At 66.5% G+C, this 13,195-nt stretch carries 14 protein-coding genes and 1 tRNA gene; 1 reads left to right on the top strand and 14 read right to left on the bottom strand.

All coding sequences use genetic code 11. The features are described from left to right. The first annotated feature begins 134 nt into the window (after nt 1–134). Nucleotides 135–971 (top strand): ParA family protein, encoded by an 837-nt coding sequence (locus tag AC5RWU_RS03570; RefSeq protein ID WP_494029421.1) that lies wholly within the window; start codon nt 135–137, stop codon nt 969–971. Here AC5RWU_RS03570 and AC5RWU_RS03565 read toward each other — a convergent pair. The 14 genes from AC5RWU_RS03565 to AC5RWU_RS03500 all read right to left on the bottom strand — a co-directional run bounded on the left by AC5RWU_RS03565 (nt 964) and on the right by AC5RWU_RS03500 (nt 13,121). Beyond that, on the bottom strand, nt 964–1,557 hold the full coding sequence (locus AC5RWU_RS03565; RefSeq protein ID WP_494029422.1) for a MerR family transcriptional regulator: 594 nt from the start codon (nt 1,555–1,557) through the stop codon (nt 964–966). The two genes, AC5RWU_RS03570 and AC5RWU_RS03565, sit on opposite strands and share 8 nt — an antisense overlap. Before the next feature lie 182 nt (nt 1,558–1,739). Then, a complete protein-coding gene (locus AC5RWU_RS03560; RefSeq protein WP_494029423.1) occupies nt 1,740–2,240 on the bottom strand; it encodes a bifunctional nuclease family protein in 501 nt (166 codons plus the stop codon). Nucleotides 2,241–2,303: 63 nt separating this feature from the next. After that, nucleotides 2,304–3,023, bottom strand: a complete 720-nt coding sequence (gene ftsR / locus AC5RWU_RS03555) for a transcriptional regulator FtsR (RefSeq protein ID WP_494029458.1) — start codon at nt 3,021–3,023, stop codon at nt 2,304–2,306. Between the two features lie 35 nt (nt 3,024–3,058). After that, nucleotides 3,059–3,553: an FHA domain-containing protein gene (locus AC5RWU_RS03550; RefSeq protein ID WP_494029424.1), complete on the bottom strand. Its 495-nt coding sequence runs from the start codon at nt 3,551–3,553 to the stop codon at nt 3,059–3,061. Between the two features lie 92 nt (nt 3,554–3,645). Then, nucleotides 3,646–4,029, bottom strand: a complete 384-nt coding sequence (gene gcvH, locus AC5RWU_RS03545; protein WP_494029425.1) for a glycine cleavage system protein GcvH — start codon at nt 4,027–4,029, stop codon at nt 3,646–3,648. A 130-nt stretch (nt 4,030–4,159) separates the two neighbouring features. Then, nucleotides 4,160–4,233, bottom strand: a tRNA-Pro gene (locus tag AC5RWU_RS03540). Nucleotides 4,234–4,354: 121 nt separating this feature from the next. Beyond that, nucleotides 4,355–5,923 (bottom strand): ribosome biogenesis GTPase Der, encoded by a 1,569-nt coding sequence (gene der / locus AC5RWU_RS03535; protein WP_494029426.1) that lies wholly within the window; start codon nt 5,921–5,923, stop codon nt 4,355–4,357. A 56-nt stretch (nt 5,924–5,979) separates the two neighbouring features. After that, nucleotides 5,980–6,684 (bottom strand): (d)CMP kinase, encoded by a 705-nt coding sequence (gene cmk, locus AC5RWU_RS03530; RefSeq protein WP_494029427.1) that lies wholly within the window; start codon nt 6,682–6,684, stop codon nt 5,980–5,982. Further along, nucleotides 6,681–7,790, bottom strand: coding sequence for a prephenate dehydrogenase (locus tag AC5RWU_RS03525; RefSeq protein WP_494029428.1), 1,110 nt, complete (start codon nt 7,788–7,790; stop codon nt 6,681–6,683). Before AC5RWU_RS03525 ends, cmk begins: the two co-directional genes overlap by 4 nt. A gap of 3 nt (nt 7,791–7,793) precedes the next feature. Beyond that, nucleotides 7,794–9,029: a pseudouridine synthase gene (locus AC5RWU_RS03520; protein ID WP_494029429.1), complete on the bottom strand. Its 1,236-nt coding sequence runs from the start codon at nt 9,027–9,029 to the stop codon at nt 7,794–7,796. 23 nt (nt 9,030–9,052) lie between these two features. Next, nucleotides 9,053–9,718 carry an SMC-Scp complex subunit ScpB gene (gene scpB / locus AC5RWU_RS03515; protein WP_494029430.1) on the bottom strand — a complete coding sequence of 222 codons (666 nt, stop codon included), beginning with the start codon at nt 9,716–9,718 and terminating at the stop codon, nt 9,053–9,055. Continuing rightward, nucleotides 9,711–10,586: a segregation and condensation protein A gene (locus tag AC5RWU_RS03510; RefSeq protein WP_494029431.1), complete on the bottom strand. Its 876-nt coding sequence runs from the start codon at nt 10,584–10,586 to the stop codon at nt 9,711–9,713. The genes scpB and AC5RWU_RS03510 overlap by 8 nt, the downstream gene beginning before the upstream one ends. Before the next feature lie 12 nt (nt 10,587–10,598). Further along, nucleotides 10,599–11,486 (bottom strand): ParA family protein, encoded by an 888-nt coding sequence (locus AC5RWU_RS03505; RefSeq protein ID WP_494029432.1) that lies wholly within the window; start codon nt 11,484–11,486, stop codon nt 10,599–10,601. A gap of 225 nt (nt 11,487–11,711) precedes the next feature. Continuing rightward, nucleotides 11,712–13,121 (bottom strand): cation:dicarboxylate symporter family transporter, encoded by a 1,410-nt coding sequence (locus AC5RWU_RS03500; protein WP_494029459.1) that lies wholly within the window; start codon nt 13,119–13,121, stop codon nt 11,712–11,714. Nucleotides 13,122–13,195: the final 74 nt, after the last annotated feature.

The following is a 13,195-nucleotide window of genomic DNA, read 5'->3' as shown; positions in this document are numbered from 1 at the left end:
CTCCGAAGGGCATCGTCGGCGAGGGCAGTCTTTCGGCCGCTGGCCGCAACCGGCCCCGGAATTCGGAACCTGCAGCATTGAACATATGATGATGCCTGGATCTTGGGCACACAGGTTAGGCAGCGGTTTATCAAGTGCAGGTAGTGAGCATCAGCAGCCTCAAGGGCGGCGTCGGCAAGACGTCGGTAACCCTGGGATTGGCGTCCGCTGCACTCGCAGCGGGAATTCCAACCCTGGTCGTGGACCTGGACCCGCATGCCGATGCCACCACCGGACTATCCGTCCGTGTCCGTGGGCACCTGGACATCGGGCAGCTGCTCAGGACAGCCCGGAAGGCGGATCTTGCGGCCAACGTCGTGCCCAGCCGTTGGGTGACAACGGAAGCCGCCTTGCGCAGCAACCCCGCGGGTGCCGCACCGGTCCTTGATGTGGCGATGGGATCGGCCTTCTCCGGCATCTATGACCGGCCGGATCTGGGCCGCCGGGACCTGCGCAGACTGGACACTCTGCTCTCGCGGGTCGGCCGCTATGGCCTGGTGCTCGTGGACTGCCCGCCCTCGCTCAATGGCCTGACCCGGATCGCGTGGACGGCCAGCAACCGCGTCATGCTGGTTGCGGAACCTGCCCTGTTCTCGGTCGCCGGCACGGAACGGACAATGCGTGCCATCGAACTCTTCCGGCGGGAGTTCGCGCCGAATCTGTCCACCGCCGGCGTCATCGCGAACCGTGTCCGCTCCGATTCCGGCGAGCATACCTACCGGCTCGCCGAAATGAGGCGGATGTTCGGCCAGTTGCTGCTCTCCCCCATCATCCCCGACCAGCTTAACTGGCAGCAGGTGCAGGGGGCTGCGCACGCTGTGCACCACTGGCCCGGTGAATTGGCCAGGCAGTCGTCCGCACTGTTCGATGAGCTGCTCAGGAGCCTGCTGGACTCCGGGCGGCAGCGCAGCCGCACACCACGCCTTAGCTGATCTTCCGGGCCGCCCGGCGCTTGCTCAGCTCGTCGTCGGGAAATTCCTGGTCCACCGCGTGTTCGCTCGGCAACTGCGCAAGGCTGCCTTCGACCTCGCGCCAGACCCGCCCCACCGCGATGCCAAAGACCCCCTGGCCGCCCTGGACCAGATCGATGACCTCATCCGCGGACGTGCACTCGTAGACACTGGCGCCGTCACTCATCAAGGTAATCTGGGCCAGGTCTTCGACACCGCGTTCACGCAGGTGTTCCACCGCGGTGCGGATCTGCTGCAGCGAGACACCGGTGTCCAGCAGCCGCTTCACCACCTTGAGCACCAGGATGTCGCGGAAGCCATACAGCCGCTGCGACCCGGAGCCTGAGGCTCCGCGGACCGCCGGTTCGACCAGTCCGGTCCGCGCCCAGTAGTCGAGCTGCCGATAGGTGATGCCTGCAGCCTTGCAGGCCGTCGGACCACGGTACCCGGCGTCTTCATCGAGCACGGGCAGGTCTTCGGTGAACAGCAAGCCCTGGGCGCTGGCCGGAATGGCCGCGCCCGGTGCCGCGGCATGGGAAAGCTTGCCGGCGTTGCCTTTCGGACTCACGTGTACCCTCCTCGTCTTAGTCCCCCCAAAGGGAAGTCGGCCTTAGCCGCACCTGCGGAGAGCTCCATCTAAGTCTGCATGGAGATACGGGCCGGTGCAACGGAAACCTTGTGATTCCACGTTAGGCCCGCGGGAGCCGTTGGGCAAAGATCCTGCGCCATTCGCCCAGGCGTGTCGCGCGGTCAGTTCTCGAAATCTTCGGGTTCCACGTCCGCCAGGAACTCACGGAAACGCTTCATCTCCGTCTCAGCGCTTTCCTCGCTTTCCGGTTCCGATTCCTCTTCCTGGGTTTCGGAGATCCGCACGCCGGCGTCGTCCATGACTTCCTCGGCGCAGTAAATGGGACAGGGAATGCGCAGGGCTATGGCGATCGAATCGGAAGCACGGGCACTGACCGTCGTGCCGTCGTCAAACACCAGCCGCGCGTGGAAAACGGTGTCCTGGACCGTCACCAGCTGCACCTGGGTGATGGAGCGGCCCAGCGCATGGACCACATTGCAGAGCAGATCGTGGGTCATGGGACGGGGTGGAACGATTCCCTGCTGCGCGAAGGCGATGGCGCTGGCCTCGGGGGCACCGATCCAGATCGGCAGGTGCCGGTCCCCGTGGGTCTCCTTGAGCAAGACAAGCGGCTGATTCGAGGGAAGTTCGATCCGAACTCCGACGACGTCTACTTCCAGCATGTGAAGTCCTCCATTCAGCGGTCAGTCTGTCAACGGGCCGGCACCCGGCCGGAGCCCGGCGGCTCAGCGGTCCATGCGGGCAATCTGTCCGTGCACCAGCGCGGTGTGCAGGCTCAGGCAGAGGTCGCTGATTTCGCGGGCAGCCTCCGCCGCCCGCGCCTTGGACGCGACGTCCTTCCGGGATGCGGTCGGGGCAACCGCCCGTTCCACCAGCCCCAGTTCCCTGTCGGCTGCGGCGCGGATGGTACGCAGATGGCGCGGTTCGAGACCGTGCGCCTCGAGCTGCCGGCAGGCCTTAACGACCCTGAGGGCATGCTCGTCGTACTGCCCGTCCAGATCGCCGATCAGGCCGAAGCTCATCAGCTCCCGGATGAATTCCGGCGTCGCACCGGAATCCGCAGTCAGCTGGGCGAGCGTCATGATCCGCGACTTGCCCGCCAGTTCGTCCGCAAGCTGGTCCGAGACCATCCGCGGGGCCAGCGTCATGCCCCCGGGCAGGGAATCCGGGCGTTCGCCCCGGTCGATCGCGTCGACGTAATCCTTGATGACCTTCAGCGGCAGATACTGGTCCCGCTGGAGCGCCAGGACGAACCGCAGGCGCTCAACGTCCTGGACCGTGTACTTGCGGTACCCCGCGGGTGTGCGCTGCGGGCTGATCAGGCCCTTCTCCTCCAGGAAACGGATCTTGGAGGCACTGATCTGCGGGAAATCCTCACGCAGTTCAGAAAGGACTTGCCCGATGTTCAGGACGCCGCTGTGGAAGCGGTCCCTCGCTGCGCCCAGCGGACGGCGCGCAGGCTGTGAAGCTGGCACTGTTGTTAATCCTGCACCTTGGTAGCGGACGGGGCGGGTACACCTGCGGCATAGAACGTCAGGCGGAACTTGCCGATCTGGACTTCGTTTCCGGTGCGGAGGTTGACGCTGTCCACGCGGTCGCCGTTCACATAGGTGCCGTTGAGGCTCCTGGTGTCCACCACGGAAAAACCGCCCGGTGTCCGGCGGAACTCGGCATGCTGGCGCGAGACGGTCACGTCGTCGAGGAACACATCCGCATTGGGGTGGCGCCCTGCCGTCGTGACATCCTGGTCGAGCAAAAAGCGCGCGCCGCTGTTGGGGCCGCTGTGGGCGATCAGCAGAGCCGAGCCGGCTGGCAGCGCCGCTACGGCCGCCCGTTCCTCGGGGCTGAGCTTCGGTTCGATGGTGGCAGCCTGCGGCAGGGGCGGGAGACTGATCGACGTCGTCTCGTTGGCCGGAACGGGCTCCGCGCCCACTTTCCGTTCTTTACCTGCAGCTGTGCTGCTGTCGCCCACCATGGGTAGTCCTCCCGTTGAATTGGTAATGGCCAACCGGTCCCGGACCGGCTGGCCATGACGATTGCTGAACCGCGCTTATTGAACCGGTAGTCCTAGCCTACCTGCTGCTCGTACTCCGAAGCACTGAGAAGGCTTTCCAGCACGGAGGGGTCCTCAAGCCGCACTTCCATCAGCCAGCCTTCGCCGTACGGATCGGAGTTGACCAGCGACGGATCCGAGTCGAGGGCTTCGTTCCTGGCCACGACCTCGCCGGAGACCGGAGCGTAGATGTCGCTTACGCTCTTGGTCGATTCGACTTCACCGACCACATCGGAAGCCGAGATGGTGGAACCGGGTTCGGGCATCTGGACGTAGACGACGTCGCCGAGTGCGTCCTGGGCGAAGTCAGTGATGCCAATGCGGACGATGCCGTCTTCGGCTTCGCCGATCCACTCATGTTCGGCGGTGTACTGCAGATCTGCGGGAACGTCGCTCATGGAAGACCTTTCTCAAACAGCGGACTGACGGTTGCCCAACGGGTCACCTCTGAAAGTATATGCACAGGTGCCTGCCCTACAAACGCAAAAGTCCCCGCGGTCTTTGCGACCGCGGGGACTTCCCTTCGCGTCGGGTTGACAGGATTTGAACCTGCGACCCCTTGACCCCCAGTCAAGTGCGCTACCAAGCTGCGCCACAACCCGTTGTCCAGCGGAAATCATCCCGGCTGAACCACCTCCACGAGTTTACAGCATATCCGAAGACATTTTGACCACCGCGGCTCCCGGCGCGCCCATGACCTGCCGGACCACCGGGGAGCCCCTGTCAGTGCTTGCGGGCGCGTTTCTCCCGCACGCGCATGCTCACCTCGATCGGTGTGCCCTCGAATCCGAACGTCTCGCGCAGCCGGCGGGTGATGAAGCGCCGGTACCCCGGGTCCAGGAATCCCGTGGTAAACAGTACGAACTTCGGCGGGCGGGCCGAGGCCTGCGTGCCGAACAGGATCCGCGGCTGCTTGCCGCCGCGGACCGGGTGCGGATGCGCTGCCACGAGTTCGCCAAGGAAGGCATTCAGCTTGCCGGTTGGAATCCGCTTGTCCCAGGATTCCAGCGCCCGGTCCAGTGCAGGCACCAGCTTGTCCTTATGCCAGCCCGTCCGGGCGGAAATGTTGACCCGCGGTGCCCAGTCCACGTGGGCCAGGTCCTGCTCGATCTCGCGCTCCAGGTAACGGCGCCGTTCGTCGTCGAGCAAGTCCCACTTGTTGAAGGCGAGCACCAGCGCGCGGCCCGAATCGATGGCCAGCTGCAGAATGCGCACATCCTGTTCGCTGAGCACCTCATCGACCGCCAGGAGCACGACGGCGACCTCCGCCTTCTCCAGCGCGGACTGGGTCCGCAGCGAGGCGTAGAAATCCGCCCCCTGCTGCATATGGACCCGGCGCCGGATGCCGGCGGTATCGACGAAGCGCCAGGTCCGCCCGCCGAGTTCGATCATCTCGTCAACCGGATCGCGGGTGGTTCCGGCCTGCGGGTCGACCACTACACGTTCGCTGCCGGCCAGCTTGTTCAGCAGCGAGGACTTGCCGACGTTGGGACGGCCGATCAGCGCTACGCGCCGGGGGCCGCCGGTGCGCTCCAGACCGCCATAGGCGGAGAACTCCGGCAGGACCTCCAGCACGGCGTCCAGCATGTCGGCGGTGCCGCGGCCGTGCAGTGCGGAGACGGGGTACGGCTGGCCGAAGCCCAGGGACCACAGCGCGGCGGCGTCAGCCTCCTGCACCATATCGTCAACCTTGTTGGCTACCAGGATGACGGGCTTCTTCTTGCGCCGCAGCATCCGCACCACAGCCTCGTCGGTGGCCGTGGCGCCGACATTGGAATCGACCACCAGGAGCACGGCGTCGGCCATGTCGACGGCGATCTCCGCCTGGTCGGCCACGCGGGCATGGATGCCGCGCGCGTCGTGCTCCCAGCCGCCGGTATCGACCAGCGTGAAGTTCCGTCCGCTCCAGTGTGCTGCGTAGGTCACGCGGTCACGGGTAACCCCGGGCGTGTCCTCCACGACGGCCTCCCGGCGGCCGAGGATGCGGTTGACCAAGGTGGATTTTCCGACATTCGGCCGGCCCACGATGGCCAGCACCGGGTCCAGCCGGAGCGGGCCCTCTTCCTCGGGTTCCTCGCCGAGTCCGGCCAGCAGAGCCGCATCCTCCTCGTCGAGTTCATAGTCGGCCAGGCCGGCCCGCAGGGACTCGGCCCGGCGCTCAGCCTCGGCGTCGTCCAGGGCCTCGAGGTGTTCGGCGATGTGGTCCTCGCCCTCGGGCAGATACTCCTCGCCGGCAGATCCGCTGGCTGCCGAGTCGTCGCGAGCGGCGCTGCGGGATAATTTCTCGCTCATGGTCGCCTTCCTGTTGTTGATGTCATGTGAAGCGGGACGGGTACGCGGACGCGCACCTAGCCCGCGGTACCGGTGACGACGCCGAGCACCGCTTCGACGGTCTGCTCGAAGTCCAGCTCCGATGAATCGATGGTGACCACGCCGTCCGCGGCCTGCCGGAAATTGACCACCCTGGAATCCTTGGCGTCCCGCGCCAGCACCTGGTCCTTCAGCTGGTCCGCGTTCTGCGTTCCGCCCAGCTGGGCGTCCCGCCGGCTCAGCCGTGCCTCCTCGCTGGCGGTCAGCAGGATCCGCACCTCGGCGGTGGGAGCGACGACGGTGGTGATGTCCCTGCCCTCAACGACGATGCGCTGGCGTGCCTCCACGATGATCTGCCGCTGGCGGCGGATCAGCTCGGCCCGGGCGCCCATGGTCGTGGCCACGGCGCTGACCGCGGAGGAAATGGAGGGTTCGCGGATGGCCTGGGTCACATCCGTGCCGGCGACCCGCACCTCTTCCCGGTCCGGGTCGACGGCGATGGCCAGGTCCAGCTCCCGCGCGGCCCGTTCCACTTGCTGCGCGTCCGAAAGATCCACACCGGTGTCGATGCAGTGCCAGGTGACGGCCCGGTACATCGCACCGGTATCCAGATAGGCGGCGTGCAGGCGGCGCGCCGCCTCCCGGCTCACGCTGGACTTCCCCGAGCCGGACGGCCCGTCGATGGCCACGACCAGCGGCTTGCCCAGTCGATAGGCGGCGAGCTCTTCCAGGGCCAATGTCATTGCACAACCTTCCAACCGCGTCCGGTCAATGATTCAGTCAGTTCCTGCCGTTTGCTCGGCAGCACGGAGATTTCGGCCAGACCAACCGGTTGCCCGGGCGAATGGTCCAGGCGCAGGTCCTCCAGGTTGACCCCGATCTCCCCGATCTCCGTCAGCAGCCGGGCAATCTGCCCGGGACGGTCGTCCACCAGGACGGTCAGCCGTGCGAAGGACTGCGGCGGCGCACCGTGCTTGCCCGGAATCCGGGCCTGGCCGGCATTGCCTTCGGAAATCAGCTGCGCCAGGTCCAGCCGGGCGCCTTTCGCCGTCGGATTCTCCAGCGTACCGATCAGCCGGTTCAGGTCCGCGCGGACTCCGTACAGGATGTCCACCAGCTTCGAGGCGTTGGCGCCGAGGATCTGCACCCACAGCCCGGGATCACTGGCAGCGATCCGGGTCACGTCCCGCAGTCCGTTGCCGGCCAGCGCCAGCGCATGGGGTGGTGTTTCCTGCAGGCGGCTGGCCACCAGGGAGGAGACCACCTGCGGCAGGTGGGACGTCAGCGCCACGGTTTGGTCGTGTTCATCCGCCGGCATCCGGACGACGACTGCGCCCAGGTCAATGGCCAATGCTTCGGCCATCTTGAGGGCGCCCGGCGACGTTCCCTCCGCCGGACAGAGCACCCAGGTCATGCTGGTGAAAAGCTCGCCGCGGGCGGCCACGGGACCGGATTTCTCCCGCCCCGCCATCGGGTGGGTTCCAACGTAGCGGGATAGATCGCCGCCGCCGGCCTGCAGTTCGGCCAGGACAGAAGCCTTGACGCTGGCGATGTCGATGACGACGGCGTCCGGATAGTCCGCGAGCGCCCGCGCCACCAGGGACGCGGTCACGTCCGGCGGCGCGGCAACGACGACCAGTTCGGGGGCAAAGGATTCATCGGCGGAACCCAGCGGACGGCCGGCCCCGATGTCCACGGCCACGGCCTCCGTGGAGGGCGAGACATCGGAAAGCACGACGTCGATGCCGCGGGCGCGCAGGCCCAGGCCGATGCTGGCCCCGAGCAGTCCCGCGCCGATCACCAGGACGGGTCCGGACAGGTGGGTATCGCGTTCGTGGAATGCGGTCATCGCCTACATTCCCACCGCGGCCAACAGGTGGCCGACCTCGTGGCGCCCGAGCGCGCGCACGGTGCCCTGCCGCTGGTCCCCCAGCGAAATGGGGCCGATCTTGATCCGGACCAGCCGCTCCACCGGGTGTCCGACCGCGTCAAACAGGCGGCGCACGATCCGGTTCTTTCCGGAGTGCAACACCACCTCAACCAGCACGTGGCCCGGGGTAGAGTCCACCAGCCGGAAGGAGTCGACGGAGGCGATGCCGTCTTCCAGTTCGATGCCTTCGCGCATCCGTGCCCCAATTCCGTGGGCCATGGGTCCCCGGACCTGGACGAGGTAGGTCTTCGGCACCTCGTAGGAGGGGTGCGTGAGCCGGTTGGTGAGCTCGCCATCGTTGGTCAGCAGCAGCAGGCCTTCCGTGGACACGTCCAACCGGCCGACATGGAACAGACGCTCCCCCTTGTTTTTGAGGAAGTCGCTGATGCAGGGGCGCCCTTCGGGGTCCTCCATGGTGGAGACCACGCCCTTGGGCTTGTTGAAGACGTAGTAGACCAGGGTCTCGTCGAGCTGGATGCGGATGCCGTCCACGTGGATCACAGAACGCTGCGGGTCGATCCGCACGCCCAGTTCACGGACCACCTGGCCGTCGACCTCCACCCGGCCGGCTTCGATCAGCTCCTCGCAGACCCGGCGGGATGCAACACCGGCACCGGCCAGCACCTTCTGCAGGCGCACGCCCTCCGGATCGTGCAGCTCGGACTGGACCGGCGCCGTGCGTGGCTTCGAAGGACGACGGCGGACCGGACCAAGGTTCCGGCCGAACCGTTCGTTGCCGAACGGCCGGGCGCCGGACTGCTGGGCGGGACCGCCCCGGGCTGCGCCTGTCTTGTCCACGTCTGCCTTGCCAGCCTTGGAACCGGCGCCCTTGGAACCGGCGGCACGCGAACCTGCGCCCTTGGACGAGCGCCGGGATTCGGTGCCGTGCCCGTAGGATTCCTTGCGTCCGTACGAATCCTGCCGCCCATGGGCTTCCTGCCCGGCCGATGCTTTCCCGGAGGTGCCCCTGCCGCGCTCACCGGCGCCGCCGGAATCCGCACCACGCGGGCTCCCGCCGCTGAAGCCCCTGCCTTTGGAGTTCCCACCAGTGGAGCTTCCGCTCTTGTAGCCGCCGGAGGATGCGCCGGGGCCGCCGGCCCTCCGCTGTCCACCGCGGGGGTTGTTGCGGCCGGATCCGGAGCGGGGCGCCTGAGTCATTGAATGTCCTTACAGCTAGCGGGTCAGTACATGGTGTCGTCAAAATCGGCGAGATTTTCGAGCCCGGGAAGGTGCGGCGCCAGCTGGGGCAGCTCGGCAACACTTCCAATACCCAATCTTTCCAGAAAATACGACGTTGTCCGGTACAGCAGTGCACCGGTTTCCGGATCGGTTCCGGTCTCTTCGATCAGGCCGCGCTGCACCAGTGTGCGCACCACGGAATCCACGTTCACTCCGCGGATGGCGGAAACCCGGGCCCGCGAAACGGGCTGCCGGTACGCGATGACTGCCAGCGTCTCCAGCGCCGCATGGGTCAGGCGCGCGGTCTGGCCTTCCATGACGAAGCGGGAAACGATGGGGGCGAAGTCAGAGCGGGAAAAAATCCGCCACCCGCCGGCGATACTGCGCAGCTCGAACCCCCGTGGCTGGATTTCCCGGAGCGGACGGCCGGCTTCCTCGGCTTGATCCTGATCAGTATAGCCGTCGTACTCGCGCTGCAGCCGGGCCAGCAGGTCCTGCACCTCGGGAACGGGCAGGGCCAGCGCCGTCGCCAGCTCGACGTCGGTGACCGGCTCGTCGACGACCATGAGCACAGCCTCCACCGCGGCTTTGGCGCCGCCCGGAACGGCGTCCAGCTCTGCGTCCCCGCCGTCGGTGCGCAGCTCCTGCTCCGCGATGCGTTCAGTCATCCGGTCCCTCCGCTGTCGTGTCGGTTGTCGTGTCAGTGTTCCCTCCGCCCTCGAACTCTTCGCTCAGCCCGGCGCTCGTCCAGCCGGTTCCGGACCCGGTCCAGCGGACCTTCAGCTCGCCCAGCGGCGACGCCTGGTCGAAGGCCACCACGCCGTCGCGGAACATTTCCAGCAGCGCCAGGAAACGCGCGACGACCACCATCGTGTCCCCGGCATCGGCGGTCAGCCGGCGGAAGCTCAAGGCCGCGCCGGGGGCGAGCATGGCGCCGAGTACATCAGCCTGCTCCTTGACGCTCACCGGCGGCGCGTGAAGGTGGTCCAGCCCAACCTCCGTCGGAGCCGGTTCCTTCGGTTTGAGCGCCTGCCCGGCCAGTGCTGCGAACTGCTCCGGTGTGGTCCGCCAGATGAGTTCGGGCAGCAGCGCGGCAAACTGCGGCTCCAGCCCGGCCTGGCGCGGGAACCGTTTGCCTTCTTCGGCGAGCCGGTCCCCCAGCACGGCGGCGATCTGCTTGAACGCCTTGTACTGCAGCAGCCGCGCAAACAACAGGTCCCTGGCCTCCAAGAGCGCTATGTCCTCGTCGCTTTCAGCCTCCCCCGCCGGCAGCAGTCGGGCCGCTTTCAGATCAAGCAGCGTCGCCGCAATCACCAGGAACTCGCTGGCCTCGTCCAGGGCCCATTCCTGGCCCAGGTCCTGGAGCCGGCGGATGTAGGAGATGAACTCGTCGGTCACCTGTGCGAGCGCAATCTCCGTGACGTCCAGCTCATGCTTGGCGATCAGCCCCAGCAGCAGGTCGAACGGACCGCTGAAGTTATCCAGCCGGACTTCGAACCCGGCCGGCTGCCGCTCTCCGGACTCCGTTTCAGCCACGGACTCTCAGGATCAAGGGGCTCCGCCGCGGGCGATGAGTTCCTTGGCCAGACGGCGGTACGCGTCCGCACCGGAGTGATTGCCGGCGTAGGTGGTGATCGGTTCGGCCGCGACGGTGGCATCGGCGAACTTGATGGTCCGCTTGATCACCGTCTCGAAAACCTTGTCCCCGAACGCCTCCACCAGACGGCCGATGACCTCGCGGGCGTGCAGCGTGCGGGCATCGTACATGGTGGCGAGCACACCGTCGAGCTGCAGCCGCGGATTCAGCCGGTCCTGGACCTTTTCGATCGTTTCCATCAGCAGCGCCACGGCACGCAGTGCAAAGAACTCGCAGATCAGCGGGATGATCACGCCGTGGGCGGCGGTCAGGGCGTTGACCGTCAGCAGGCCCAGCGATGGCTGGCAGTCGATGAGGATGACGTCGTACTGGTCCTCGACGTTGCGCAGGGCCCGGGCCAGGACCTGTTCGCGCGCCACCTCATTCACCAGCTGGACCTCTGCCGCGGACAGGTCGATGTTAGCCGGAAGCAGGTCGATGTTCTCGATCTCCGTCGCGTGGATGGCCTCGCGGACATCCACCTTCCGGTCCATCAGCACGTTGTACACGGTGAGGTCCAGTTCGTGCGGGTTAGCGCCCAGCCCCGCGGACAAAGCGCCCTGGGGATCGAAGTCCACCAGCAGGACTTTGCGCCCGGCTTCGGCCAGGGCCGCGCCCAGGTTGATGGTGGATGTCGTCTTGCCGACTCCGCCCTTCTGGTTCACCATGGCGATGACCCGGGCCGGGCCGTGCGCGGCCAGGACCGGCGGCTCGGGAAATTCAGTCAGCGGGCGCCCGGTGGGGCCCACGACTGCATCGTCCGCTTCCTGCAGAGTTGCTGAACTCTGTTCGCTGCTCACGTATTTATCCCAGCTTCCGTCATCGTGCATGTTCTGTTCAACGTTACCGTGGCCGATTGCCGATCCCTGAATGCGGCGGCGAGCCTTGACCCTCAACCTGAGGGTGAAAGTGCCTGGCTGCCGGCGGTTTAACACGGCAGGCGTGGCCGGTCCCGTCCGGGTACCGGCCACGCCATTCTATCTGTTCTATCCATCTCCAGCCGCTCGGCTGTGGCTGAGCGCCGCCTAGTTGATGCCGGCCCCCACAAGGCGCTTACCGTCGTCGGACTTGTCCTCGGCCACCGAGGCGGGCAAGGCTTCGCCATCCGGAGCGGCCCCCACCGCTGCACCGTGTCCATGGTCCGCATTCATCGTGCCCTCGTCGAAAGGCATCCGGCCGGACAGGACATCGGTGACCCGCGGACGGTCGACTTCCTTGGTCCAGGTGCCGATCAGCAGTGTGGCCACGGCGTTGCCGGTGAAGTTGGTCAGCGCGCGGGCCTCAGACATGAAGCGGTCGATGCCGACGATCAGGCCAACTCCGTCCACCAGGTCCGGCCGGTGCGACTGCAGGCCGCCGGCCAGGGTGGCCAGGCCGGCGCCGGTGACGCCGGCGGCACCCTTGGACGCGATGATCATGAAGACCAGCAGGGAAATCTGCTCGCCCAGTTCCAGCGGCGTCCCCATCGCCGTGGCGACGAACAGCGCCGCCATGGTCAGGTAGATGGCGGTGCCGTCCAGGTTGAAGGAGTAGCCGGTGGGCACGGTCACACCGACGACCGGCTTGGACACGCCCAGGTGCTCCATCTTGGCGATCAGCCGCGGCAGTGCTGCTTCCGAGGAGGAGGTGGAGAAGATGAGCAAGTATTCGCGGCCCAGGTACTTCATCAGCTTGAAGATGTTCACGCCGGTGACCAGCTTCAGGATCGTACCGAGCACCACCACGATGAACAGCGCGCAGGTGATGTAGAAGGCAACCATGAGGGTCGCCATGCTGACGATCGCCTGCACACCCGTGGCGCCGACGACGGCGGCAATGGCTCCGAAGGCGCCGATGGGAGCCAGCCACATGATCATGATCAGGATGCGGAACACCAGCGCCTGGATGTGGCCGATGCCCTTGAGGATCGGCGCGCCGGCCGGACCCATCTTCTGCAGCGCGAAGCCGACCAGCAGCGCCACGAACAGGGTCTGCAGGATGCTTCCGGCCGTCAGCGAGGACAGCAGCGACGTGGGGATGATGCCGAGCAGGAAGTCGACGGTGCCGCGCGCCTCTTCCCCGGAGCCTTCGACCTCATAGGTGGAGCCGGCGATGTCCAGGCCTTCGCCCGGGTGGATGAGGTTGCCGACCACCAGTCCGATACCGAGCGCGAAGGTGGACATCAGCATGAAGTAGCCCAGGGCCAGACCGCCGACCTTGCCGACAGTGGCCGCCTTGGCAATGGAACCGACGCCGAGGACGATCGTGCAGAAGATGATCGGGGCGATCATCATCTTGATCAGCGCGATGAACCCTGTGCCGATCGGCTTGAGGGACTGCGCGAACTCGGGGGCAGCCAGGCCGACGACGGCACCGAGCACGACGGCGGCAATCACCGCGATGTAGAGGAAATGGGTCTTGTCCCTCTTGGTCCGCGGTTTGATGTTGCGGGTCATGTTCGGGCCTGCGGCGGTATCTGCGGGCACCTGCGGCGTGGAAGCCATTGGTTTCTCCTTCGAAACGGCTGATG

It is taken from the genome of Arthrobacter sp. B0427-1-12 (assembly GCF_059092905.1).
Note: the sequence above shows the minus strand (reverse complement) of the source record. Positions and strands in the feature narration are given on the sequence as shown.